Origin of the sequence: Hymenobacter koreensis (assembly GCF_039541855.1) — a bacterium.
Classification (GTDB): Bacteria; Bacteroidota; Bacteroidia; order Cytophagales; family Hymenobacteraceae; genus Solirubrum; species Solirubrum koreensis.
In genome coordinates this window covers 1,190,341-1,215,629 of sequence record NZ_BAABHA010000002.1, presented here as the reverse complement: position 1 = coordinate 1,215,629, position 25,289 = coordinate 1,190,341, and the positions used below count along the sequence as shown (strand labels likewise).

Sequence of the window (25,289 nt, the reverse complement as noted above, 5' to 3'; positions counted from 1 at the left end):
AATGGGTGGCTTTACAATTCCTTGCGCAGGCGGGCTACGGGAATGTTCAGCTGCTCGCGGTACTTGGCCACGGTGCGGCGGGCAATGTTGTAGCCGCGGGTGTTGAGCATCTTCTCCAGCTTGTCGTCGGACAGCGGGCGGCGCTTGTCCTCAGCTTCGATGATTTCCTTCAGAATGTGCTTTACCTCGCGGCTGGAAGCGTCCTCGCCCGAATCGGTGGCAATGCCTTCGGAGAAAAAGTACTTCAGCGGGTAAATACCGAACTCGGTTTGCACGGCCTTGGAATTGGCCACCCGGCTCACGGTGCTGATGTCCATGCCAATTTCCTGGGCAATGTCCTTCAGAATCATGGGGCGCAGCTTGCTCTCGTCGCCGTCGAGGAAGAACTCGTGCTGGTAGCGTACGATGGAGTCCATGGTGCGCAACAGCGTGTTCTGACGCTGCTTAATGGCGTCGATAAACCACTTGGCCGCGTCCAGCTTCTGCTTCACGAAGGTTACGGCTTCCTTCAGCTTCTTGTCCTTCTTGGCGCCCTTGTCGTAGGCCTGAAACATCTCCTGGTAGTCGCGGCTCACGCGCAGGTCGGGCGCGTTGCGGGCGTTCAGGGTCAGGCTCAGCTCGCCGTTGTCGTTGGTCAGAATGAAGTCGGGGATGATGTACTGCACCCGGCCGCCGCCGGTGGGGCCGGAGCCGCCAGGCTTAGGGTTGAGCTTGAGAATGAGGTTGATGGCTTCCTTAATCTCGTCGTCTTCCAGATCCAGCTTCTGCTGAATGCGGGTGTAATGCTTCTTGGTAAACTCCTCGAAGGTGTCTTCCAGAATGCGCTGAGCGTTTTCCACAACCTCGTCGTGCGGGCGGTGGTCAAGCTGCAGCAACAGACACTCGCGCAGGTCGCGGGCGCCAATGCCAGCCGGGTCGAACGTCTGAATCAGGCGCAGTACTTGGTTTATTTCCTCCTCGGTGGTTTCAATGTTTTGCGAGAAGGCCAGGTCGTTGGCAATGGCCGACAGGTCGCGGCGGATGTAACCGTCGGCGTCGATGGAGCCAATGAGCTGAGCGCCAATGGCTTCCTGCCGCTCGTCGAGGTCGAGGAAGCGCAACTGCTCGAACAGCGAGTCGATGAGCGTGGAGCCGGTGTCGGCTAGGGGCATGTCGCGCTCTTCTTCGTCGCCGCCGGTGTCGCCCTGCATCTTGTAGCCGGCTATTTCGTCGTCGTCGAGGTAGTCGCCAATGTCCAGGTCGTCCGAATTTTCGGCGCTTTCGGCGGTTTCTTCCTTGGGCAGCTCTATTTCGGGTTCGGCGGGCTCTTCGTAGTCCTCATCGAGGATGTTTTCCTCGTTGTCGTACTCTTCGCCCTCCACGGGTTCGTCGGCTGTGTCGTCGGCATCGTCGCCAAACTCGTCGTCGGCGTCGTCATCGGCCATGTCGGCCTCTTCGGCGTCGCCTTCTTCCAGGGCCGGATTCATTTCCAGCTCCTCTTTGATGCGCATTTCCAGCTCCGCCGTGGGAATTTGGAGGAGCTTGATGAATTGTATTTGTTGGGGTGACAACTTCTGCGAGAGAAGTTGTTTCATGTCAAGTCGTTGCATAGCAAAAAACGCGTGCGGCGGCGGCTGAAAAGCGGTGGAGGCTTTGGCCAAAGATAGCCGTTTGTGTACTTCGTTCGGGGCCGAAAGGTTGGTCGTAATTAAGTGCTATTGCAGGCCATAGGCCCACACAACTGCAGTAACAATAACCGAGTACGCAATTTCTCGGGCCGGGCCGCCTATTTTTGCTGGCTCAATCCCATCGGTAAGCCAATGTCCGTCAGAAGATCAAGCGTAGCCGCACTGCTTGCCAGCCAGGAGCTGGACCGCGAAGTGCTGGTAAAAGGCTGGGTACGCACCCGCCGCGGCAACAAGTTTGTGCAGTTCATTGCCGTAAACGACGGCTCGACCATTAATAGCATTCAGGTAGTTGCCAACGCCGAAACCTTCCCGGAAGAGAAGCTGAAAGCCGACGGCGTGGAAAACGGCGCGGCTGTGGCCATTCGCGGCACGCTGGTGGCCTCGCAGGGCAAGGGCCAGACGGTGGAAATTCAAGCCACCGACATTGAGGTGTACGGCTCGGCCGATACCACCACCTACCCATTGCAGAAGAAAGGGCACACGCTGGAATTCCTGCGAGAAATAGCCCACCTGCGCCCCCGCACCAACACCTTTGGGGCGGTGCTGCGCCTGCGCCATGCACTAGCTTTTGCGGTACACCAGTACTTCAACGACAACGGCTTCTTTTACGTGCACACGCCCATCATCACGGGCTCCGATGCCGAAGGCGCCGGCCAGATGTTCCGCGTAACCACGCTGCCCGAGCAAAACCCGCCGCTCAACGAGGCCGGTCAGGTGGATTACAGCCAGGATTTCTTCGGCAAGGCCACCAACCTCACGGTATCGGGCCAGTTGGAAGGCGAAATTGCCGCCATGGCACTGGGCAAAGTGTACACCTTCGGCCCCACGTTCCGGGCCGAGAACAGCAACACGGCCCGCCACTTGGCCGAGTTCTGGATGATTGAGCCGGAAATGGCCTTCTTCGACCTGCAGGACAACATGGACCTGGCCGAGGACTTTCTAAAGTACCTCGTGCGCTACGCCCTGGAGAAGTGCCAGGACGATCTGAAGTTCCTCACCGAGCACTACGACAAAGAGCTGCTCGGCCGCCTGCAATTCGTGGTGGAAAACGACTTCCAGCGCCTGACTTACACCGAGGCGATAGAAATCCTGAAATCGGCCAAGCAGAAGTTCGAGTTTCCCGTGGACTGGGGCACCGATTTGCAGTCGGAGCACGAGCGGTACCTGGTGGAAAAGCACTTTAAGAAGCCGGTTATCCTGACCAACTACCCAAAGGAGGTGAAGTCCTTCTACATGAAGCTCGACGAGGACGGCCGCACCGTAGCCGCCATGGACGTGCTCTTCCCGGGCATCGGCGAAATCATCGGAGGCTCGCAGCGCGAGGAAAACCTGGAGAAGCTGCAGCAGCGCATGCAGGAAATGCACGTGCCCGAAGAAGACCTGTGGTGGTACCTGGATCTGCGCCGCTTCGGCTCGGCCCCGCACGCCGGCTTCGGCCTGGGCTTCGAGCGGTTGGTGCTGTTCGTGACGGGCATGGCCAACATTCGGGACGTTATTCCCTTCCCGCGTTTTCCACGCAGCGCGGAGTTTTAGGGCTGCGTAATGCTGTAATCAACAAAAAAGCGGCCACTTGTAGGGCCGCTTTTTTGTTATGTTGCAGGATGAAAAAATTAGTCTGCATCGAAAATGATTGGGAGGATTGGCAAGGTTCACGTTCTGTTTCGCCAATTTTAGAATTAGCTACTAAAGCATCAGGTCAACCAGCAAAGCACTTTCATAGAAGTTGTAACACTGTTGAGGAGCTTGATTTTAATATTGAAAAGGTATCCAACTATACAAGTATTGACCTTGTCTATTTTGCTTTACACGGTTCTTCTGGTAAGATTCACATTGGGGGGCATCCACTAAGTTTAACAGAATTAGGAGAGAAGATTGGATATCGGTGGAAAGGACGAGTTGTGCATTTTGGCAGTTGTTCGGTTTTTAGGAATCAGAACGAAGTAGATTCATTCATCCAGTTGACAGGTGTCAGTGCAGTGTCTGGCTTTTGCAGGACAATTGACTGGCACTTAAGTACCGCTTTTGACTACCTATACTTGATTAACTGGCTTAATTATTCGCGAGTAGGTGACTTTATGAATAAGATGCACAAAATTGCAACTGGCCCTTTCGAAGAATTAGGATTCGTTACTAACAGATAGCTTTAAAAATACGTCTCCAATTTCTGAGGTTCTCCTTCCCCGCAAGCAGCATCACCCCCACAAACAGCAACGCCACCACGCGCGGTTTGAACACCAGAAAATCCTGGCCGAGCGGGTGAAAAGCACCCAAAATGGCTTCTAAGTTCAGTAAGTATGCCACCGAGGCCAGCACGTAAATCGTGTACCGCCGGCTCAGAAAGGCGTGTGCGGCTAGAAACAGAATAGCGGCGTGCCAGTACCGCTCGTGCATTTGGGTGTTGAAGAAGGCGAAGAGAATGGGAATGACACCGCAGCTCAGCAGCACCATCTGCGGGTAAGAAACGGGCGGCTCTACGCGAAACCGCAGTTGGCGCAGCGTCAGGAGCAGCAGCGGCAGCAGCGTGAGAAACGAGGCGAAGCAGAACAGCAGCAGGCCCCAGGCGCGGTAGGAGAGGCCCGCAAATTCCACCGAATCGGAGATGCTGTTAATGTCGGGCCGGTGCAGCAGCAGGTGCCAGAAGTTAAAGGCGTTCTGGGAAACCGTGGGCAGGAAGCTGGTGGCCTGCAAATTGTTGCGGATGATGGTGCCGAGGTAGTTGCCGCTGGGTCCCCAGATGAACGGTGCCAGCAATAAGAGCTGCACCAACGCCGCAGCGCCGATTGCCTTCGCCAGCGTTATTGGCTGCCGAAACCACAGCGGCAGCCATAGCAACAGCAGCGGCGGCAGGAAAATAACGGCCTGCGTTTTCGTGTTCAGCGCCAGCACAAACGCCAGCAGGCTGATTACCGGCCGCTGCCGCAACGCCGCTACAACGGCCGCAAACGCGAAGAAGGTGTAGATGGCATCAATTTGCTGCCACACCAGGGTGTTGTACACGTAGCCGAGGTTCAGCAACAGAAGCAGCACGCAGCCAAAACGGCGGTTGCGCTCGGGCACCAGCGAGGCGGCCAGCAGCGCGCCCGCCACATCGAAGGGCAGCACCAGCAGCTTCAGGTAATGGCGGTACTGCCGGATGTTTTCCAGGCTGCCGGCCGCTTCCCCGTACAGCCACAACAGATAGTGGTACAGGGGGTTGTAACTGTTATCGGAGCGTTGATAAATGCTGCCTAAGCCGTGCCGGTGCATGTGACTGGCCCAGTCGGTCCAGTAGCCCACGTCGCTGCGGTGCCCAAGGGGAAAGGTTAGCGCCACAAGCCCTGCGAACAGCAGACCGAACAGAGCGACCTGTGCCGCAGTCGGCCGGGGCGTGAAACCTGCTGGGTGGCGCATTAGCAGTAGGCGTCGAGCTGCCGCCCGTCTACCGACACGAGCCAGTCAAGCCGCAGCTCGAAGCCGTCGGTCAGGCGCAGGTACTCCACCTTGTCGCGGATGTAGAGCGTATCGATTACGCCGTGTGTTGTGGCCTCAGTGCCCTCACCGCCAACTCGGTACACAATGGCGCAGGGTTGACGCAGAGTGGCGCGGGACTCTAACTCGTCGTAGAAAACGCAGCTGATGGGACGGTAAGCAGCCATGGCAGATGTAGGATGACAACAAAGGAAAGAAAAGCGCGCTTCCCGGGCTTTTCACTTGGCCTGTTCCAGGTTTGAATGGCAACGCATTTCAGCTGCGGTAACGGCATTGGCTAGTAGCTAACAACAAGCTTAGAATCCGCCTTAACACCAGTCAGAGCAGCCACTGTTACGCATGCAGGGTGCCGTTGGGTGGCGTGCAGCGCTCAGGTTAGCGCGGTTACGGAGTTTGCCTCCGCCGATGTTCGCGCTGTAAACAGTGCGGGTGTTATGCGGGGAAACCGGTAGCAGACGGTACGCTGCTGCGCTGCCCGTTGCAGGCAAACCGAAGGCCCGTTTATTTCCGCCGGATAACCTCCGCAAGCCGGAAGCCGTTGGCAAGACCAATTAGTTGCCCCATGACCGACACCCAGGAAATTGACCTCGCCCCGGCCGATGCGCTGCAAGACGAGGAGTTAAAAACGTTTTCGGTGGCTGGTACCGAAGTACTGCTGATTCGCCGTGCGGGCCGGTACCACGCCTTTGCCTCCCGTTGCCCGCACTACGGTGCCCCGCTCGAGAAAGGCCATTTAGTCGGCGATAAGCTCGTATGTCCCTGGCACCACGCCTGTTTCCGCGTACCCAGTGGCGAGCTGTGCGAACCGCCCGCGCTGGATCATTTGCCCAGCTACCCCGTGCGGGTAGATAACGGCCGAGTGTGCGTTAGGCTGCCCGCGGTGTTGCCCAAGGTGCTCGACTCGCCCGACAAAACGCCCACGGCCCAAACGGGCGGTGTAGAGCCCCTGCCTGCCGGGGAGCCAGCGCCCGACAACCGCACGTTTGTGATTGTGGGCGCCGGTCCTGCCGGCCAGATGGCCGCACAAACCTTGCGTACCGCGGGTTTCACCGGCCGTGTGGTGCTAATCGGGGCTCAAAACCAACTGCCTTACGACCGCACCAAACTAACCAAGGCCTATCTGGCCGGCAAGGCCGACGATACCAGCCTGCCCCTGCGTCAGCACGGCTTTTACGAGCGGTACCAGGTTGAAATGCGCCGCAGTACCCGCGTGGTGGGCCTGGATGTTAGCCAGCGGCAATTGCAGCTTGATGGTGGCAACGGCTCCCTGACCTACGATGCGCTGCTGCTGTGTCCCGGCAGTACGCCGCGCGCCTTGCCCGTCAGCCTGCCGGGCCACGACCTTCCCGGCGTGTTCCTGCTTCGGTCCCGCTCCGATGCCCACCGCCTCCGCAACGCCGCCCAGGGTGCCCGGCATGTGGTGGTAATCGGTAGCAGCTTTATTGGGATGGAAGCCGCCGCCAGCCTGGCCGATACCCCCGAACGGCAGGTTACCGTGGTGGGCAAGGAAAAGGAACCGCTTCAAAAAGTACTTGGGGCCGAAATTGGAGCCATGTTCCGGCGCCTGCACGAAGAAAAGGGCGTGCGCTTCCTGGGTGGCACCCAGCCCAAAGAACTGCAAGCCAACGAGCAGGGCCGGGTGGGAGCGGTGGTGCTGGAAAACGGCGAGACCTTGCCTGCCGACCTCGTGGTGCTGGGCATTGGGGTGCAGCCCGCAACCGGTTTCCTGGGTGGAGCCCTGCCGCTGGAAAACGACGGCGGCCTGCGGGTAAGCCAAGAGCTGCAAGTGGCCGAGGGTATTTGGGCTGCTGGCGACGTGGCCCGCTTTGCCTTGGTTCCCGATGGTCCCGCCGTCCGTATCGAACATTGGCGCGTGGCCCAGCAGCAGGGGCGTACGGCGGCTTTGAACATGCTCGGGCAGCAGACCACGTTCCGCAGCGTACCGTTTTTCTGGACGCAGCAGTATGGCAAAAGCCTGCGCTACGTGGGCCACGCCGAGCGGTGGAACGAGCTTATTACCCACGGCAACGTGGCCCAGCAGGACTTCCTGACCTTGTACGTGCACGAAAACCGCATACAGGCCGCCGCCGGTATGAACCGCGACACCGACCTTATATGCATTGAAGCCCTGATGGAGCACGACCAAATGCCCCCGCCTGAGGTAGTGCGCGCCGGTGCCGATTGGTCGGCGCTATTAAAGCGCGTTACGGCTGAACGGAAATAGGAAAAGCCCCTCCCGAGTATCGGGAGGGGCTTCTCGGTAGCTCATCAAGGGTTAGTTCTTGCCTTTTCCTTTACCGTTGCCCTTGCCGTTACCATTTCCGTGGCCTTTGCCAGGATGGCCGCCTTGGTTGCCGCGGTTTGGGTCCACAACAATTACTCCGCTGCCCGGGCCGTAAGAAGTGCTACGCATTTTCTTGGCCTGGCCCGGAGGCATGCCGTGCGGGTGGCCGTACTTGTTCTTGTGCTCGGTTACGTTTACCCAGGGAGTAGCACCCGCATAGTTGATGACCACCGGGTGGAAGTTGCTGGGGTTGTAGCCGTTAAGATTGGTCAGGCGCTGCCACTTACCGTTGCGCTGCACAATGTAGTGCTGGGCCCGCAGGTCGTAGTAGCCGCCGTACTCGGGAACGTAGTAGTATTGGGCACCGGCCGGAGCTGCCGGACCCCAGTTGGGCACGTTAATGCTAACCTGCGCCTGGGCCGTGTGTGCGGTACCAGCCGTGGCCAGCAAAACAAGGGCCGCAAAAAGGAACTGAGAAACTCGTTTCATGGCAAAAGAGACGCTGTAGTGGAACGGTCGGGTTTGCGTATTGACAAGAACAAGGCCAAAACAAACGGGCTTGGCGGCACAGGCGTTTCTGTCTTCTAATACGAATAGCAAAAAGCCGAACGAAAAGCACGTTATTGAGGTTGTCTGCTTCTGCATACCGGCCTGCGCGCAAGCTAATTTCACTGGCAAATATGCCCATGGAGCTGCTGCGCCGGCGGGGTTTTAACTTACTTTTGCGGGCTTATTCGCTACGCACTGCATGGCAAAGAAAAAATCGGCGGCCTCGGCTGCATCAGACGTTTCCGTTGCCGCCTCGGCTGCGCCGGTAAAGGCTTCGGCGCCTAAACCCACTGCCCGCAAAAAGGCGGAGGCACTTCCCAAGGCAGCCCCTGCGGCTGGCAACGGGCAAGCTACCCCAGTGCCGGCCGCCGTTGCCACGTCATCGGCAGCCACCATTGAGGCGCCTTTTATTGAAGTATACGGCGCCCGGGAGCACAACCTGAAGAACGTAACGGTAAAAATCCCGCGCGGCAAGCTGGTGGTGTTTACCGGTATTTCGGGCTCGGGTAAGTCGTCTTTGGCCTTCGATACCATTTACGCCGAGGGCCAGCGCCGCTACATGGAGACGTTTTCGGCCTACGCCCGCTCGTTTATGGGCGGCCTGGAGCGCCCCGACGTGGATAAGATCGAGGGCCTGTCGCCGGTAATCAGCATCGAGCAGAAGACGACCTCGCGCAACCCGCGCTCCACGGTGGGCACCATCACCGAGATATACGACTTCCTGCGCCTGCTCTACGCCCGCACCGGCGAGGCCTTCAGCTACGCCACGGGCAAGAAGATGATCCGGCAGTCCGACGACCAGATCATCAATTACATCCTCAAGCACTTCGCCGACAAAAAGCTGGTGGTGCTGGCCCCCGTGGTGAAAGGCCGCAAGGGTCATTACCGCGAGCTGTTCCAGCAAATTGCCAAGCTGGGCTTTACCAAAGTGCGCGTGGATGGCGAGCTGCTCGACATTACGAGCAAGATGCAGGTGGACCGCTACAAAATCCACGACATCGAAATTGTAATCGACCGGCTGGTGGTGAAGGAAGAAGACCGGTTCCGCCTGTCGGGCTCCATGCAAAATGCCCTCACCCACGGCAAGGGCACGGCCCTGGTGCTGGATGCCGACGCGAACAAGACCCAGTTCTTCTCGCGTTTCCTGATGGACCCCACCACCGGCATTGCCTACGACGATCCGGCGCCCAATACCTTTTCCTTCAACTCGCCCTACGGCGCCTGCCCCACCTGCAACGGCCTGGGCGAAATTCAGCAGATTACCGAGGATTCGGTGATGCCCGACCCCAAGCTGAGCATCAGCCGCGGCGGCATTGCGCCCCTGGGCGAGTACCGCGACATCTGGATTTTCCAGCAAATCGGCCTCATTCTCAAGAAGCACAAAGCCACGCTTTCCACGCCCATCGAGAAGCTGCCGGCCGAGCTGGTGCAGCGTCTGTTGCACGGCATCGAGGTAGACGAGGACGCCGACGACAAGAAAAAAGCCACGTACTCGGAGCCATTTGAGGGCATCATTCCCTTCCTGCGTCGCCAAATGGAGTCCGACTCGGAGAACATCCGCGAATGGATTCAGCAGTACACGCAGGCCACCGAATGCCCCGAGTGCCACGGATACCGCCTGAAAAAAGAAAGCCTGCACTTCCGCATGGCCGACAAACACATCGGCGAGCTGTCGGTGATGGACATTGGCGAGCTGGCCCGCTGGTTTGAGGGCTTGGAAGACCGCCTTTCCGACCGCCAGAACCTGATTGCCCGCGAGCTGCTGAAGGAAATCCGCAAGCGCATCGGCTTCCTGCTGGAAGTAGGCCTAGAGTACCTGAACCTGCACCGCTCGGTGCGTACGCTCTCGGGCGGCGAGTCGCAGCGCATTCGTCTGGCTACCCAAATTGGTACCCAGCTGGTGGGCGTGCTCTACATCATGGACGAGCCCAGCATCGGTCTGCACCAGCGCGACAACGAGCGGCTCATCAACGCCCTCAAGCACTTGCGCGACCTGGGCAACTCCATCATTGTGGTGGAGCACGATAAGGACATGATTCAGCACGCCGACCATGTGCTGGACATTGGCCCCGGTGCGGGCGTACACGGCGGGCACGTGGTGGCCGAAGGCACACCCGAGGAGTTCCAGCGCAGCGGTTCGCTCACGGCCCAGTACCTGAGCGGCGAAAAGCATATTGAGCTGCGCAAAACCAAGCGTGCCGGTGAAGGCAAGGAGTTGGTGCTGAAAGGCGCCAGAGGCCATAACCTCAAAAACGTAACTCTGAAAGTGCCGCTAGGCAAGCTGGTGGCCGTTACAGGCGTTTCGGGTTCGGGCAAGTCGTCGCTCATTCACGATACGCTGTACCCCATCCTAAATAAGTTCTTCTTCAACGCGAAGAAGGAGCCGCTGGCTTACGGCAGCATCGAAGGCTTGGAGCTGATCGACAAGGTTATCGAAGTGGACCAGTCGCCGATTGGGCGCACGCCGCGCTCGAACCCGGCCACCTACACCGGCGTGTTTACCGAAATTCGTCAGCTGTACGCCAACCTGCCCGAGGCCAAGATTCGCGGTTACGGACCCGGCCGCTTCTCGTTTAATGTGAAGGGCGGCCGCTGCGAAACCTGCGAGGGCGCCGGCATTCGTACCATCGAAATGAACTTCCTGCCCGATGTGCACGTGCAGTGCGAAACCTGCAAGGGTCGCCGCTACAACCGCGAAACGCTGGAAGTGCGCTTCAAAGGCAAGAGCATTACCGATGTGCTCGATATGACCATTGAAAAGGCTGTCGACTTCTTTGAGTTTCAGCCGCGCATCCTGCGCAAGATCAGAACGTTGAGCGAGGTTGGCTTGGGTTACATCACCCTGGGTCAGCAGGCTACTACGCTTTCGGGTGGGGAAGCGCAGCGCGTGAAACTGGCCACTGAGCTCAGCAAAAAGGACACCGGCAAAACCTTTTACATTCTAGACGAGCCCACCACCGGCTTGCACTTCGAGGACATCCGCCACCTGGCCGACGTGCTCCAGAAGCTGGCCGACAAGGGCAACACGGTGCTAATCATCGAACACAACCTGGACCTGATTAAGGTGGCCGACCACGTCATCGACCTCGGACCGGAAGGCGGTTCGGGCGGCGGCACCATTGTAGCGCAAGGCACACCCGAGCAAGTAGCCAAAGTAAAGAAGGGCCACACGGCGCGTTTCCTGGCGGAGGAACTGAAAATCAGCAAGTACGCCGACGAGAAAACGGAGACGGAAGAGCCCGCGGTTTAAGTAACTGCGCGCTCTTCCGGGCTTAGAAGAAAAAAAGCTGCCGTGCCCCATATTAAGTTTTGGGCGCGGCAGCTTTTTTTCTTGGCTGAGCATGCAGATAGCCGTATTTTAAGCCCTTTGTTTCCGCTCCCTGCCACCTTTCCGCATGTTCAAACTCTTACTCTTTCCGCTGCTGCTGACGGTAGCCGTTGTGGCTGCACCTTCCAAAACCAAGTCTGTGCACTGGGCTGGAACCATCAGCAACGGCATGAAAGGCGACAAGATCAGCTTCGACGTATCGCCCGACGGCAAGAAGCTCACCAACCTCACCTTCGACGGCTACTGGCGCTGCAGCGGCAAGCTTGAGCGCCAGGTAGTAGGACCGGAAGGTTCTTTCGCCATTGAAAACAACAAGGTAAGTGGCGTAGTGCTCGATCCGCCCGGCGGTGGTGGTACGGCTTGGCGCTTCGATTTGCAAGGCAATTTCAGCGGCAAAGCAGCGGCCAAGGGTACTTTCCGCATGAATATAACCGCCATGGGCTGCGACACTTACAAGCTGGAGTGGGCCGCGGCACCCGATGGCGCTGCTAAGTAACAGCCCTACGGCTTAACAGCCACCAGCTCGATTTCTACCAAAGCTGAGGGCATTAACAAGCGCTTGACTTCTGCCCAGGTAGCGGCTGGGTATACGCCGTTGTAAAACTTCTTGCGCAGTTCGTTCTGCTGAGGGAAGGCGTTGAGGTCGAGGGTGTACACGTTCTCCTTCACCACATGCTGAAAGGTAAGGCCGTGGTGCGCCAGCGTCTTTTCCAGCGTTTTGTAAATGCCCTCTACCTGCTCCTGCATGGTTTTGCCGGGGTACACCGTGCCCGATATGTACAGGGTGTTGCCCACCAGCACCGCCTGCGCGTAGCCGTACTGGTTTTCGCCGGCCGGGTGCAGGTTAAAGGTTTGGCGGACAAGTGGTTTGGCTGGAGCCGTGGCTTGGGCAGTAGCTGCATGGATGCTGCCAAGCAGCAGGCAAGCGAGTAGAACGCGTTTCATAAGCAACGATGGGGTATGACTTGCCAAAAACGTCTCTCAACAAGTGGCGTTGCACGCCGGCCGCCCCAGTCACATCATCATGTAGCTCATTACGCAAACGAGCCGGCCGCTTTGAGTAGCGGCCGGCTCGTCTGTTGGCGGGGTGCACGTCTAAAGCGAGGCTACATGCTGGCGTGCTTTTTCGACATGTCCAAATGGTTCTGCACCACTGGCGTTACTTTGCCAATAAACCCTTTAACGTCAGCATCCTGAGTCATGCCGGCGTGGGCATTTAGGGTGTTCAGGGTTTTCTGGTGGTCCATTACCATTTGCTGCAGGTAGCGCTTCTCAAACTCCTGGCCCGAAAGACCTTTCATTTGCTCGGCAATGGCCTTGTGCTCGGGGTCCATGTCGGTCGGTAGCGTCACTTTCTTCTTATCGGCAATAGCCTTCAGATCGGCCGTGGACTTGGTGTGGTCCTTGATCATCATGTTGGCGTGCTCCTTGGCCATGCCGCTTACACCCTTTTCGAGGGCCATGCGGCTGAGCTGAATTTCGTTCTGGTCGCTGTGGGCGGCCGTCTTCATGAACTCGGGGTCATCCTTGTGCGGACCAACGGCATTCGGATCGTTAGCCGGCATGGCGTTAGCGGCCGCCATCGAGCCCGTGGTGTCGCCGTCGGTCATGGCGTTGGTCGAGCCATTGGTGGCGCCGCCCATGTAGTTATCGTCGGCATTATTACCCTCGGTGCTCGTTACATCGGGGTTACTGCCTTTGTTATCGGTACAGGCAGAGGTGCCGCCCAGCAGGGCAGCCGCCAGCAAGGCTGGCAGGAATAGCTTTTTCATGGTAATGAATCTGGTGTTGTGGTTGGTATGAGGGTGTGGTAGGCAGGCGGCAAGTACTGAAAGTAAGATTAAGGGCGGGGCGTTTCGGCCGCGGGGGCAGTGGTGGCGGCACCAGCCGTGTCGGCATCGGCGGTTACGGTGGGGCCGGCGTCGTTGTCAATCACCACGGCTTCGGAGGACTCCACACCGCCTTCTTCGGCAGCTTGGTCCATGTCGCTGACGGCTTCACCGGCAGTGCCGTCGGTACGTTTTTCGGAGTCGCCGCAGGCGCTTAGCGAAAGACAGGCGGCTAACGCGCCGAGTAGCAAAAAGGAACGCTTCATAAGGGAACAGGTTGATGAATTGAGTGAAGAGCTTACTGCTTGGGCAGCGCTTTTTGTATCTGCTGGGCTTGTTCGTGGTGCTGCTTAAGCACGGGAGCATACTTCGCCGCAAATGCCCGGATGTCGCCGTCGTAGGCATCTTCGGCCATGTCCTCGAACCGGTCGGCGGCATCGTCGTGATGTTCGGTGGTTACCTCCAGGTACTCGCGTTCGAACTCGGCGCCGGTAAGGGCACTCAGCTCTTTGAAGGTGTCCTGTTGGTCGCTTCCCAGTCCTTGAGGAATGGCCAGGCCTTTGCGTTCGGCCAGCGTGCTGAGGGCCGTGTGCATGCCGGTGTGGTCGCGTACTAGGGTTTGAGCCAAGGCGCTTAAGTCGGGGCGGGTGCTGCGTTGCTGGGCCAGCTTGGCCAACTCCACATCGAGCAGGCCACGGCTGGCGGTGTTTACGATAAACTCAGCATCCTGCTCCTGCCGTTCGGTAATGTTGGCGTCGCCAATTCGCTTTTCGTTCTGAAACTTCGCCTCGGCCACCGGGTCACGCTCACCCGATCCACAACTGGTTACAAACAGCAGCAGGCACGCCCATGGTAGATGAATGCGGTACAGCATAAACGAATTGCCGGTGAAAGGCACGGCAAAAGGCTATACGGCCGGGTCGGCTATCGGTTCGGCGCCAATAAGTTCCGCCCTGCAGAAAAAAATTTGCAAGCCGTTAAACTATAGCAGCCGAAGAGCTTCCAAGCCAATGAAATGCCGGGTGGCACCCCCGCAGCTTCCTTACACCCTCACGTTTTCCTCACTTGCACATGCAACGCCAAATCTTACGTTCCTTGCTGGGTTCGACCCTCTGCGTCGGCCTTCTTATCGGCTTCAGCAGCTGCGACAAAGAATCGGATTCGCTTGGACCCGACTCCACCGTATCGGCCGAGGACAATGCCGATGCCGAAGCCGATGACGCCGCTTCTTACGAATACGTAGATGCCGCCGCGCCGGAGGACCCCGGCCGCGCGGGTGCCCTAAACCCCGACGACCAGCGCATTCTTTTCGGTTGTGCCACGCGCACCTACAATGTTTCCACGCGCACCCTTACCATCGATTTCGGCCCTAACGGCTGCGTAGGCCGCGACGGAAAACTGCGCCGGGGCCAGCTGGTAGCCGTTTTCACCGGGCAGCACCGCCAAGTAGGTTCCACGGTGGTGGTTACGCTGGTTAACTTTTCGGTGAACGGAAACCCCCGTACCGGCACCCGCACCATTACCTGGATTGCGCCCAATGTGCATACCGTGGACGTGCAGAACGCCAGTGTGGTTACCGCCACCGGTACCGCTACCTGGACGGCCCAGCGCACCGTTACCCAAACCGCCGGCGTAGGTACTCGCACCATTCAGGACGATTTGTACAGCATCAGCGGCTCGGCTGCGGGCACTAACCGCAAGGGCGTTTCCTACACGGCTACCATTCAGCAGCCTTTAGTGAAGAAATTTCAGGCCGGCTGCGCCCGCCACTTTATTTCGGGCACGCTGCAAATCACCACCTCGCGTGAGAAAACCCTACTCCTGAATTACGACCCAGCCGGAACCCAAGCCTGCGACAATATTGCTTCCGTTACCATCAACGGCCGAACCCGCACCATTCAGTTGCGCTAAACCGGTTGGAGGTAAATCATTAAGTCCGAAAACAAACCGCCCCAGCAGAGGAACTGCCGGGGCGGTTTGTTTTCGGACCCGATGGAGGGGCTTCGCAAAAAGCGGTTGCCTGCGGAGCGGTTCGGGGCTTTATTCGTAAACCTTTACTACGAACACAAAGTCCTGGAGCTTCCGGATTTGCTGCGGGCGGGTTTGGCCGGCTAGTTGGCTGTAGCGCGGCACGTTGTAATCGGCCGCCGAGCCAGCCGTAGCCAGCGAATCCACCAGACGCATCAGGTACGATGATTTGGTGGCGAAAGCCGCGCTCTGCACGTCCATTTGCCGGCCGCTGATAACGCCAATGAGGTTGCCGCGGTCATCTAGCACGGGGCCGCCGGAGTTGCCGGGGTTCACTGGAATGCTAATCTGGTAGAATGCCGTGTCGCCTTCAAAACCGGTATGGGCACTCAGCGAGCCGTCGTTGTACACCAGGTCTTCGCGGGGGTAGCCCAGGGTGTAAATCCGTTCGCCCAAGTCCGACTGCCGCCGTTTTAGTCCGTAGGGCAAACGGCCAAAGCCGCTGAAGCGCCGGTCGCGGATGCGCAGGATGGCTATGTCGCGGGCCGCGTCCATGAACACCGGCTCGGCCCGGAAACGCTGCTTGGCGCGGTTCTCAATCAGCACCGAGTCGCCGCCCTGCACCACGTGGTAACTCGTAACAATAAAGCCGTCGGAGGTAAGGGCAAAGCCGGTGCCGCTGAAGTTGCCGGGGCTGGAAGCCGCGGGCTTGGTGGCCCCAATCTGATTAATGGCGCGGCCCATCACCCGCTGGTTTTTCTTAATGGTATCTACCTCGCGCCGCAGCTTGGCGTAGCCGATGGCGGTGGGCTGCTGGCGGGCACGCCACCACTGCAGGCCCAGCAAGGTGCAGAACACGGCCAGCACCGCTACCGAAGCGGCCACGCCCATGGTTGCCCGGTGCCCGTGCCAAAACTCCCGCAACCATTTTTCGGTGCGCGATATGTGCATCACGGGCATGTGGGGGCGGCCGGTTTCCACCGTGGTTTCCTGTTCGGCGTCTATTTCAGCCTGCAGCGCGCGTAGCTGCTCGCTTACGCGCAGGCGCTGGCCATAGGTATGCAGCGTACCGGTAACGTTCTGGTACTCGGCGTAGCGGTTGGCCAGCACCGGGTCGGCGGCCAGGCGGCGCGCCAGATCAGCCTGCACGGCCGCATCAAGCCGCCCGGCTTCGTAGTCCTCAAAGAGCGCGTAATAGTCGGCTTCGGTCATCATGGCAGTAGGGCAGGTATTACTCCCACCAGGCAAAAGGGCACAGGCGCGTTAGGGCAGCGGTTCTTCGGTGTACTGAGCGAAAAAGAGCTTCTTCAAACGCACCAAGCATTTGTATTTCTGATTCTTGGCGTTATCGGCATTGGTATAGCCGTGGTCCGCCGTAAGCTCCTGCATGCTCTTGTCGAGGAGGTAAAAGCCCTCGATCAGGGACCGGCATGGTTCCCCGAGACGTAACAGGGCCTCGCTCATCAGAGCCAGGCGCCGGTCGCGCTCCTCGGCTTCGGCCAAATCGGCTTCGGCTCCGGTTTCGAGGTAGGGCTCGTAGTCATCGAGGCGGCCGCCGTAACGACCCTTCTCGGCCAACCGTTTCAGCCACAACCGGCGGCACACGGCGTAGAGGTAGGTTTTAATCTGGCAGCTCAGCTCGAGCGTCCCCATTCGCACCTTCTCGTAAAACACCATTACCCCTTCCTGGTAAATGTCTTTGGCTTCGTCTTCGGTTCCGCTGTTCTGCGTCACCAAGTGCGTTACCATCGGCAAATGAAGGCGGTAGAGGTGCGCCAATGCCCGCTCGTCGCCGTCGCGGATAGCCGCCACCAGCTCGTCGTCGGAAAAGGAAGGCTGACCCTTGCCCATGTATGCAGTTACTCGTTGCTTAATACTGGCCCCCGCTTCAAGTAACCCACCGAATATTTTTTTTATCGGGTGAGGTTACCTCTGCTGATTGTTGGTATGAAGGGCGTTTTTCAGACCAACTTTTTCAAACTTACTACATCACATGAAGAACCTCCTGAAGGTTGCCGCCCTGTTCGCTGTTGTTAGCCTGAGCGCTTGCGAATCGAAGACTGCTGAAACCACCGAGGCTACCTCGACCGAAACCACTACGGTAGAAACCACTGCTCCGGCTACCACCGAAGCCACCACGGTTGACACCACGGCTGCTGCCACGACTGCTCCGGCCACGACCGAAGCTTCGACGACGACCACCACTACCGAGACGATGAAAGAAGAATAGTGTAGGCGGCTGACCTAGCGCCGGTCACTTTACTTTTCTGGGCCCGAATGGCAGCCATGGCAGCCATTCGGGCTTTTTTTATTTTTGGGCCTTACATTGAGCGGTCTGTATTTATAAAATAACAAGATTTGTATATATATTTCCCCTCTGGCTTTCATGTTAGCTGTTTAAACTGTGCCTAATTTAGACGTACCCCATTCTGCCGACGAAGAGGATACTGTTCCCGCCGCAGCCCTGCCCCAGGCATCTATTCCGGTTCCTGCACCCTCTGTCGCGACCCTGGACGAGCTGGGGTTACGGGTTGGCAGCTACATCGTGGGCAAAGAAGAAGACGTACTGCTAAACGGGCACCCCAATATTCTTTACTAGCCCGCGTGCATTAGAGCTTTTCTTCCAGCCACATGAATCCAGCTGCCAGCAGGAACAGCGCGAAAAACCACCCCGATGGGATGAGCGTTTGCATCTGGGCCGTTTCAGGGGCATTGCCAGTGGTGTAGGGTGGCCGGCTACCGAGAGCCTGAGCACGCAAGCTAATTTCCGGGCCGATCCACGCTGCGGTATCAAACACGTAAAAAGGAACAAAACCTTCCGTCGGGTTACCCACAGCGTGCCAGCCAGGCTGCCTCGGCCAAAAAGTGGCTTCGGCCTGGAAGCTGCGCAGCGGAAGCTGGCGTAACCCAACAGACGTTACACGGGCGTCCGGCTCCCGGATCTGGACACCTGCGCCCGCGCCAAAGTGGTTTAAGCGCATGGGTTGGTGCGGGCGGGACCATAAATGGGCCTGCCACTCCGAAGCAGGCTCGACTGGACGTGCCGCTGCCGTTAGCAGCCGAGCCCAATAAGAATCGTAAGCGGTGTTTTGGCCGGCCAGTAACCAGCGGTAGGTATCGGAGGGAGTAGCCACCACCATAGTGCCGTATCCCCCACGATACGCCGCCGCTACCGTTGCACCACCCGTGGCGCGTACCAGCGTCTCCAGCTCCAGGCCCTTCAGGGTGGCTGGTAGCCGAGCCATTGCCGAGCCACCTTCCCACCTGACAGGGGTTGTTTGGGCAACCTGCTGTGCCGAACGCGGCAGGATTTGAAAGGCTGCCCGCTGAGGAAGGGTACGGGGTAGGGCCGAAGGTCCGGGTAACGCCACAAGCCCCAGGCCCTGGGCCGCCGCCTGGGTTACTGCCCGGGTTTCGGCAGCAGTCAAAGTGCCCCAGGCGGTATCGTCGGCAATCAGTACATCGAAGCGGGCCAGCGCGGCGGGCGTCAGGGTGGCCAATGGCCGCGTATTGATATTCAGAAAATCGGTTTGGCGCAGGTTGCGGCTAATGCTAAGGCGCTGAGCCACGCCGTGCCCTCGGGTGGCCAGGCGGTTTTTTAACAGGTTGAGCTCGAACGACGGCCCGCCGCCTAAAATCAATACCTGAAGCGTGCGCGTCGGCTCTACCGTTACAGGCACGGGTTCAGCAGCCAGCAGGCGCCCGTCGCGGTAAGCCTCCAGCCGAAGCAGCTGAGGGCCAACGGCGCGCGGGATACCGCGGAGCCGAAAGGCACCGTTGCCGGTGGTCAGCGCCACGGAGTCCTGCGTTACTCCAGCCGCACGCAGGTAAAGCTTTACCGATTTACCTACCGACGCCGCAAAGCGTCCTTCTACCCGCAATTCTTCCCCCAAGGCAAGCGACGGACGCCAGTTGGCGCTCCTAAACCCTGCGGCGGGCCACTGCGGACGTGCTACTAACTGCAACCGAGCATCAACCGAGGCCGCATCGGTGGCCGGAATGCCCTGTCCCAGAACGTACAGCTGCCGCAAATGCGGGTAGCGCGGACCAATAAGGCCGGGGTGAGTTACGGCGTTGGAGTCGGGGCTGAACTGATTGGGAGTGTAGCGCAGCACCGGCACGCGGCCAAGGCGTTTCTGCCAGTACCGCAGCGTATCGGCGGGAGTACCGGGCGTAATCAGAATACCGGTTTGCTCAGATACCATTTCAACCGAGCGGTGCGGCGGAAATACGCTGAACCACAGGGCCACGCTAGCCACAATGCCCGCCACGGCCCGCGCCACGCGGCGGCGCCGGTCGGGCCGCCGCCAGGCTTGCCAAATCAGCAGCACGCCCAAAAGCAGGCACAGAGTTAGGGTAGCGTAAAACAGCAGCGAAGCAGCGGGCATAAAGGGGAACGTAATCAGCGGCTTAGTTCTTTGAAGTACCGCCGCGCCAGTGGGTTAGCCGGCTGCCGGACGGGTGATGCCGGCGGCGCCGGTAACAGCCGAATGAGGGCCCGCTCAACAACCACGGCCTGTTGCCGGCTAGGCTGGCCGCTGCGCACGCGAGGCATAAGCTGGCGCCAGGCCTGCAAGGCTGGCAGCATGGTTCCGGGCTGGCGAAGCGCCGCCGCTGCCAGTACCGGCCCAGCGGCTTCCAGCGCTTGTTTCTCACGGGGCAGCAGCGGCTGTCCGGCCTGATAGGTGCCCAGCGCAGCCAGGGCGGCCCGCACCTCGGCCTGGGCCAGGGGCAAGGTGCGCGCTGCTTCACGTGGGGTAATGGTAGCTGCGCTTAAGTCGCCGGTCAGGCGTTTTTCGGCTTCGGGCAGCGGCGGCAGGTCCACGCCCGATTTGCGCACGTAGGCCCGGGTTTGCTGCTGCACTTCTTTCAGCAAGCGCAGGGCACGGTACTCGAAAGGCAGGGCGGCTGCCGGCTGGGCCAAGCGGAGCTGCAACTCCGCATCCCACATTTGGCTAAGCACGGTCCGCAGTTTGGCTTTTACCTGAGGCTCCAGGAAATCAGCGGTTTCGGAGTCGTCGTGGCGGTGCACGTAAGGTTCCGCTAGTGCCTCGGCTGTGGGAATACCGCCTTCACCGGGTTCGGCGCTGTGGTCGTGGCCGTCGTTGGCGTGGTGCTCTTCGGCCGGCTCGTCGCCTTCGGCCACGGGCGGGCGGGCGCTTTCGCCAATGCTTTGCTCGTATTCTTCGCCCAAAAACTTGCCGTAGCGCAGGCGCAACACTTTTTGATCTTCTCCCAGGCTATTGGCTCGCTCCTGAATTTGGGCCGGCGTCAGGCGGCGCCGTTCAGCCAGCAGCTTCTCGGTGTCGATAATTATCTGGCGCTGACTGCGAAAGTATACCGGCACGGGATTTACGCCGAGGGCAATGCTGTTCAGGTCGCCGGTTGCGGCGGTGTCTTCCCATTGCACGAGGTGCGCATCGGTGCGGGCGCGGTGGCCCGCGTTGTCCCAGGTTTCGGCGTACACGTAGAGCTCGTCGCCGAAAGTGAGGCCCAATGCTGGCAAGCGCAGCGTGGCCGTAGCCGTAGCCGCACGGGGCTGCGCCCGCACGAAGGAATTAAGGTCGGTAGTGGTTTCGCCGAATTTCACGGCCTCTCCGCTGCCTTGGGCTGTGGTAATAACCAGCCGGGCCCGGGTCAGGGCGTAATCATCGCGCAGCTGTACCCGTACCGCTATTTCGGGCCGCCGGCGCGCCCCTACCAGCGTGTAGGGCCGGGGCGCCAGCATACTGATTACCGGGGCACGGTCGGGAATAACTTCCACGGCGTAATCTTCGGAAAGCTGCCCGGCGAAACGGATTTGATAAAGAGTGGAAGCTGTAAACGATTGGTCGGCCACGAATACCGTGGGCTGATTGGCTAATGCCCGAAACACTCTCCCGCCCCGTCCCGCCAAGCGCAGCTCGGGGGCCGGGCCGGGCTGACTTAGGCGTATCGTCCAGCGCACCACCGAGCCTTGCGGACACTGAAACGACGAAGCCGCGGCAGTGTAAGCAGCTCGTTTGGTGTAAGTAGGGGGCGAAACCCGAATGGTGGTGCTCAGAATGCGGGGCTGCGCGGGAGCGGCTTTGGGCGCATCGGGAAAACGCAGGGCCACCGTGCTTTCGGGCGCCGCGACCGGGCGCACGGGCCAGAACCAGAGGCCCGCCGCTGCCGCTGCCAGCACGGCCGCCACGGCCAGGCGGGGAAGTGCCGGAACCGGTAAGGCGTGGGTCAGGGACAGGGCCGCGAGCCGCTCGGCCACCCGTTGTCGTTGCAGAGTGGGCAGCAGCGTTTCGGGCTCATTGCTTCCCGATGGGAGCAGCAGGCCGGTGCTGTCTTCCAGCTCGGGGAAGTGCCGGTCGAGCCGCCGGGCAACAGCCGCCGGGTTAAAGCGCCGGAGTCGCCAAAGCATCCAAGCGGTGACCAGCAGTGCCGCCAACGCTCCTGCAACTGCCGCCCCGTTCAGCTGCGGCCAACGGTGCGCAACCGCGGTCAGCAGCACCAAGGCGGCCGCTGCTACCACTGAAATGGTGGTGGCCTGCTGCACCAGAAACCGCTGCCTGGCGGCGTGTAACTGTTGCTGTGCCGCTGCTACCGAAGGCGAAACCGTTAAGAATGAACTGGCTGCCGTATTCATGCCGGGGAAGAAGAAGGAAGCGTACGATGGCGCCAGATTCGTTCCAGCCCAAACAGCAGCCCCGCCAGCAACACCAGCCACGGTCCGAAGCCCAGTACCTGAGCCGCGGGCTGCCGCAGTTGCTCGGAGGCCGCCGTGGTACTCCGGAGTTGACTGGCAGCCAGGGCGCGACGGTCGGGGCCGGAAGCGAGTTCTGGAGTCAGCAGGGTGAGCAGAGCGGCGGGTAACTGCCCATCGGTAGCCAGGCTGCTCCAGGCGGGGTGCAGGCGAGTATGCAAGCGGTAAATGCCTCCCCGGCCCACGCGCTCAAAATCAAGTACGGCCTGGCCGGTACCGTCGGCCCATAGAGGCATTGACGATGGCAGAGCGGGCAAGTCATGGCGTTGGCGAAGCTGAAACGTAGTGCCGTCGAGGGTAAATACCAAGCTTTCCGAGGCGGTGCCTGAGCCTTTGGCATCGGTAAAAAGCCGCAGGCCGGTGGCTGCCCGTTGCCGCCAAACCGCGGGAGCGGGGGTATCAGAAAGCCAAAAAAGCCAATTCAGCGAATCAGAAGTAGCTGGAGGAGTGGAAGTAACATGTAATTGAAGGGAAGCCGGTACGTAAGGCGCCGCCGCCCGCAGCGCGGCGGCTACCGCGCGGGAGTCGGCGGCGCGGGTTTGGGCATCGAAGTACACCGCTACCCGCAGCGGTTGCAGCACGGGCACTTGGTAAGCGGCAGAATCGGCGGCGCGGCCTACCCGAATGCTCAGGTGCCCGCTCTCTGTTACCAGAGTAAGCGGCGGTAAACCGGCAACGGGCGCCAAGCTTTTACCTGCGGCCGGTAACGGCAGTCGGTAGACTTTAAACACGCTGTTGCCCGTTCGGTCGTGACCCGTTAGCAGACGTAGTGAGTCGGGGGTAATGCGGGCGGCACTGTGCAGCCAGGCGCCCGAGTCGGTAGCAGCGGGCAACAGCTGCCAGCGCAGCCGGGGCGGTAAAGCCGGGCGGGTGCCGCGAAAATGCTGCTGGGCGTTGTCGCTGATAATACGAAGCTCACTTCCAGGAAACTGACCGACAGCCTGCACGGCCAGAGGCCAGTAAGCGGCATGCTCGTTGCGTGCGGGGCTGCCGTTGGCCAAAGTCGTTTCGGAAAAAGCCGAATCGGGCAAGAGGGGAAAACCCGTTGCCAGCAGCCGAAACTGCGCGCCCTGCCGCCGCAACGAATCGAGGCTCGGACGCAGGGCGTCAACGATGGATGGTTGCATCACACCCGCACTCAGCAGTACCTGAGGACGCGCCGGCGGTGCCGGGGTACTCCACTGCGGGCCCGCCAAGGCAGCCACTAGCAGGCCGAGGATGAGCAGACGCAAGGCCAGCAAGGTCTTCTGGCTCAGCTGCAACCGGCTTACCCGACGGTTAGCGCCGGGCGTAAGCCAACGCAGCGCCCCGACCGGCACTACCTGCCCGGGCCGCCGGTTCCAAAGGTGAATGGCCACGGGCACGAGCAGCCCCGCAAGGGCCCACAAGGCAGCTGGATAAGCAAAGGAGAACAACGAACAGTGGCGTGAGAGCGGAAAGTGAACAGACGTGGGCGCGGTAGGTAAAGCTGCCTACGGGCAATAAGCGACTTAAACCGGACTCCGCAGCTGGCCCCGAAGCACTTGGCGCAGGGCCTGGGCCGGAACTTCGTCGGTGAACAGGCGGTGGTAATAAAGCCCGTAACCGCGCACGGTTTGCTCGGTTTCGCGCAGCCACTGTTGCAGTTGGGTTTGATACGTAGCGCGTTGCGTAACATCGAGCTGCAGGCGCTGCCCGGTTTCCAGGTCCTCGAGCATGGCCGAGGCGGGGTAGTCGAGGTCGTACTCGTTGCGGGCCAGCAAGTGCAGCACCAGTACCTCGCCGCCCGCTGCCCGTAACTGCCGCAACAGCTGGGCCAAGGGGCTGCTGGGGTGCTCAGGGCCGACGTCGTACAAGTCGCTGACGACGATGGTTACCGACGCGCCGCGCCGCGCCAGCAAGGGAGCCAGCACTGCCGTAGCCGGAAACGTGCCGGTAGCCGATAGCTGCCGCAGGGCATGGTAAATGCGCGGTAGCTGGCCGGCATCAGCCGAAGGAGGTACTGTTTGTAATCCGCTGTGGTGTAGCGCATAAAGCCCTACGGCGTCGCCCTGGTGGTGCGCTATGTAGGCCAGGCCCGCCAACAGCAGGCGGGCGTACTGAAGCTTGCTCACCCCAGCCGCGTCCAAGTGGTTCATAGAAGCACTGGCGTCGAGCAAGAGGCGGGCCGTCAGGCGCGTATCCACGTCCGACTCGCGCAGGTAGTACCGGTCGGAGCGGGCCGCCAGGCGCCAGTCGAGGCGGCGCAGGTCGTCGCCGGGTTGGTACGGGCGATACTGGCTGAACTCGATTCCTTCCCCGCGGCGGCGGCTAGGGTGCAGCCCGGCCTGGGCCCCGTCGGCAATGAGGCGGGCCACTAATGACAAGTCGTTCAGGGCGTGCAGCGCGGCGGCGTCGAGCATAGCGGTTACGGCTGCATTTACGGAGTAACCGGCACCGCCTGCAGCAAGGCTGCCACGGCATCATCGGTGGTGAGCTGGTCGGCTTCGGCCTGAAAATTTAGCAGAATGCGGTGGCGCAATACCGGAGCGGCCAGAATGCGAATGTCCTCCAACGTGGCGGCAAAGCGGCCGTGCAGCAAGGCGCGGGCTTTGGCGCACAGCACCAGCGCCTGCCCGGCACGCGGGCCGGCACCCCAGCGGCCGTAGTCCTGCACAAATTTCACGGGGCTGCCGGCCGGGCGGGTGGCCCGCACCAGCCGCGTGATGTAGCTCAGCAGCTCCGGGCTGATGGTTACCTCGCGCACCAGCTGCCGCAGCTGCCGCAACTCCTCGGCCCCAATAACGGGCTGGGGCTGGGCGTGGGCCGTGCCGGTGGTGTTCTGCAGAATAGCCAGCTCCTCCTGCTCCGAGGGGTAGCCGATGCGTACGTACAGCAGGAAACGGTCGAGCTGGGCCTCGGGCAACGGGTAGGTACCGGCCTGTTCAATGGGGTTTTGCGTGGCCAGCAGGAAGAACGGGTCGGGCAGCTGATGGGTTTGGCCGGCGTACGTTACCTCAAACTCCTGCATGACTTCCAGCAGCGCGGCCTGGGTTTTGGGCGGCGTGCGGTTGATTTCGTCGGCCAGCACGAGGTTGGCAAACACGGGGCCGCGCACAAACTGAAAGGTGCGGCGGCCGGTGGTGTGGTCTTCCTCCAGCACTTCGGTGCCCAGAATGTCGGTCGGCATTAGGTCGGGGGTGAACTGAATGCGGCGGAACGAGAGGTCGGTAGCGGCGGCCAGGGTGCGCACGAGCAAGGTTTTGGCCAGTCCCGGCACGCCTTCCAGCAGGGCGTGGCCGCCGGCCAGCAGGGCTACCAGTACTTCATCAAGCACTTCGGCCTGACCCACAATGGCTTTGCCGATTTCCTGGCGCAGGCGGGGGAGTTTATCGAGGAGGCGGTGGAGGTCGGGTTCGGTCAAGGCAAGTAGGAATAAGGAAAAAGCCGGCTCAAAGTCCGGCTTTTTTACTTACATGTTGCGTGCGGGGGATAAAAAGTT

At 60.2% G+C, this 25,289-nt stretch carries 23 protein-coding genes; 8 read left to right on the top strand and 15 right to left on the bottom strand.

Annotated features, from left to right (window positions below):
- Positions 1-11: 11 nt before the first annotated feature.
- On the bottom strand, positions 12-1,589 hold the full coding sequence (rpoN, locus tag ABD903_RS08065; RefSeq protein ID WP_345222948.1) for an RNA polymerase factor sigma-54: 1,578 nt from the start codon (positions 1,587-1,589) through the stop codon (positions 12-14).
- Between the two features lie 210 nt (positions 1,590-1,799).
- On the opposite strand from rpoN, the gene asnS reads away from it, so the two are divergent.
- A complete protein-coding gene (asnS, locus tag ABD903_RS08060) occupies positions 1,800-3,200 on the top strand; it encodes an asparagine--tRNA ligase (protein ID WP_345222946.1) in 1,401 nt (466 codons plus the stop codon).
- 68 nt (positions 3,201-3,268) lie between these two features.
- Positions 3,269-3,808 (top strand): DUF6642 family protein, encoded by a 540-nt coding sequence (locus ABD903_RS08055; RefSeq protein WP_345222945.1) that lies wholly within the window; start codon positions 3,269-3,271, stop codon positions 3,806-3,808.
- Here the strand turns inward: ABD903_RS08055 and ABD903_RS08050 are convergent.
- Complete coding sequence (locus ABD903_RS08050) at positions 3,798-5,057, bottom strand: hypothetical protein (protein ID WP_345222944.1); 1,260 nt, start codon at positions 5,055-5,057, stop codon at positions 3,798-3,800. The two genes, ABD903_RS08055 and ABD903_RS08050, sit on opposite strands and share 11 nt — an antisense overlap.
- Positions 5,057-5,302: a hypothetical protein gene (locus ABD903_RS08045; protein ID WP_345222942.1), complete on the bottom strand. Its 246-nt coding sequence runs from the start codon at positions 5,300-5,302 to the stop codon at positions 5,057-5,059. The genes ABD903_RS08050 and ABD903_RS08045 overlap by 1 nt, the downstream gene beginning before the upstream one ends.
- Positions 5,303-5,697: 395 nt before the next feature.
- Here ABD903_RS08045 and ABD903_RS08040 point away from each other — a divergent pair, with 395 nt between their 5' ends.
- Positions 5,698-7,359 carry an FAD-dependent oxidoreductase gene (locus tag ABD903_RS08040; protein WP_345222940.1) on the top strand — a complete coding sequence of 554 codons (1,662 nt, stop codon included), beginning with the start codon at positions 5,698-5,700 and terminating at the stop codon, positions 7,357-7,359.
- A gap of 51 nt (positions 7,360-7,410) precedes the next feature.
- Here the strand turns inward: ABD903_RS08040 and ABD903_RS08035 are convergent, their stop codons facing one another.
- Entirely contained in the window at positions 7,411-7,908 is a 498-nt protein-coding gene (locus tag ABD903_RS08035; RefSeq protein WP_345222938.1) for a hypothetical protein, read from the bottom strand.
- A 259-nt stretch (positions 7,909-8,167) separates the two neighbouring features.
- Here ABD903_RS08035 and uvrA point away from each other — a divergent pair, with 259 nt between their 5' ends.
- Entirely contained in the window at positions 8,168-11,218 is a 3,051-nt protein-coding gene (gene uvrA, locus ABD903_RS08030; protein WP_345222936.1) for an excinuclease ABC subunit UvrA, read from the top strand.
- A gap of 145 nt (positions 11,219-11,363) precedes the next feature.
- Positions 11,364-11,792 carry a hypothetical protein gene (locus ABD903_RS08025; RefSeq protein ID WP_345222934.1) on the top strand — a complete coding sequence of 143 codons (429 nt, stop codon included), beginning with the start codon at positions 11,364-11,366 and terminating at the stop codon, positions 11,790-11,792.
- A 5-nt stretch (positions 11,793-11,797) separates the two neighbouring features.
- Here the strand turns inward: ABD903_RS08025 and ABD903_RS08020 are convergent, their stop codons facing one another.
- From ABD903_RS08020 to ABD903_RS08005, 4 genes are all read right to left on the bottom strand, one after another.
- The gene (locus ABD903_RS08020; RefSeq protein ID WP_345222932.1) at positions 11,798-12,241 is read right to left on the bottom strand and encodes a RidA family protein; all 444 of its coding nucleotides are present in this window, start codon (positions 12,239-12,241) and stop codon (positions 11,798-11,800) included.
- Positions 12,242-12,402: 161 nt separating this feature from the next.
- On the bottom strand, positions 12,403-13,068 hold the full coding sequence (locus ABD903_RS08015) for a DUF4142 domain-containing protein (RefSeq protein WP_345222931.1): 666 nt from the start codon (positions 13,066-13,068) through the stop codon (positions 12,403-12,405).
- 68 nt (positions 13,069-13,136) lie between these two features.
- On the bottom strand, positions 13,137-13,391 hold the full coding sequence (locus ABD903_RS08010; protein ID WP_345222930.1) for a hypothetical protein: 255 nt from the start codon (positions 13,389-13,391) through the stop codon (positions 13,137-13,139).
- A gap of 32 nt (positions 13,392-13,423) precedes the next feature.
- Positions 13,424-14,023 carry a DUF4142 domain-containing protein gene (locus tag ABD903_RS08005; protein WP_345222928.1) on the bottom strand — a complete coding sequence of 200 codons (600 nt, stop codon included), beginning with the start codon at positions 14,021-14,023 and terminating at the stop codon, positions 13,424-13,426.
- 173 nt (positions 14,024-14,196) lie between these two features.
- Here ABD903_RS08005 and ABD903_RS08000 point away from each other — a divergent pair, with 173 nt between their 5' ends.
- Positions 14,197-15,036 carry a hypothetical protein gene (locus ABD903_RS08000; RefSeq protein WP_345222927.1) on the top strand — a complete coding sequence of 280 codons (840 nt, stop codon included), beginning with the start codon at positions 14,197-14,199 and terminating at the stop codon, positions 15,034-15,036.
- Between the two features lie 129 nt (positions 15,037-15,165).
- On the opposite strand, the gene ABD903_RS07995 is transcribed toward ABD903_RS08000, so the two are convergent.
- Positions 15,166-16,308 carry a S1 family peptidase gene (locus ABD903_RS07995; protein ID WP_345222925.1) on the bottom strand — a complete coding sequence of 381 codons (1,143 nt, stop codon included), beginning with the start codon at positions 16,306-16,308 and terminating at the stop codon, positions 15,166-15,168.
- A gap of 48 nt (positions 16,309-16,356) precedes the next feature.
- On the bottom strand, positions 16,357-16,944 hold the full coding sequence (locus tag ABD903_RS07990; protein WP_345222923.1) for an RNA polymerase sigma factor: 588 nt from the start codon (positions 16,942-16,944) through the stop codon (positions 16,357-16,359).
- Positions 16,945-17,086: 142 nt separating this feature from the next.
- On the opposite strand from ABD903_RS07990, the gene ABD903_RS07985 reads away from it, so the two are divergent.
- Together ABD903_RS07985 and ABD903_RS07980 are read left to right on the top strand one after the other, a co-directional pair.
- On the top strand, positions 17,087-17,323 hold the full coding sequence (locus ABD903_RS07985; RefSeq protein WP_345222922.1) for a hypothetical protein: 237 nt from the start codon (positions 17,087-17,089) through the stop codon (positions 17,321-17,323).
- Positions 17,324-17,497: 174 nt separating this feature from the next.
- On the top strand, positions 17,498-17,692 hold the full coding sequence (locus ABD903_RS07980) for a hypothetical protein (protein ID WP_345222920.1): 195 nt from the start codon (positions 17,498-17,500) through the stop codon (positions 17,690-17,692).
- Positions 17,693-17,702: 10 nt separating this feature from the next.
- On the opposite strand, the gene ABD903_RS07975 is transcribed toward ABD903_RS07980, so the two are convergent.
- From ABD903_RS07975 to ABD903_RS07955, 5 genes are all read right to left on the bottom strand, one after another.
- On the bottom strand, positions 17,703-19,481 hold the full coding sequence (locus ABD903_RS07975) for a hypothetical protein (protein ID WP_345222918.1): 1,779 nt from the start codon (positions 19,479-19,481) through the stop codon (positions 17,703-17,705).
- A gap of 14 nt (positions 19,482-19,495) precedes the next feature.
- Entirely contained in the window at positions 19,496-21,712 is a 2,217-nt protein-coding gene (locus tag ABD903_RS07970) for a hypothetical protein (protein ID WP_345222916.1), read from the bottom strand.
- Positions 21,709-23,244, bottom strand: a complete 1,536-nt coding sequence (locus ABD903_RS07965; protein ID WP_345222914.1) for a BatA domain-containing protein — start codon at positions 23,242-23,244, stop codon at positions 21,709-21,711. The genes ABD903_RS07970 and ABD903_RS07965 overlap by 4 nt, the downstream gene beginning before the upstream one ends.
- A gap of 75 nt (positions 23,245-23,319) precedes the next feature.
- Positions 23,320-24,210, bottom strand: a complete 891-nt coding sequence (locus ABD903_RS07960) for a DUF58 domain-containing protein (protein WP_345222912.1) — start codon at positions 24,208-24,210, stop codon at positions 23,320-23,322.
- Positions 24,211-24,227: 17 nt separating this feature from the next.
- Entirely contained in the window at positions 24,228-25,211 is a 984-nt protein-coding gene (locus ABD903_RS07955; RefSeq protein ID WP_345222911.1) for an AAA family ATPase, read from the bottom strand.
- Positions 25,212-25,289: the final 78 nt, after the last annotated feature.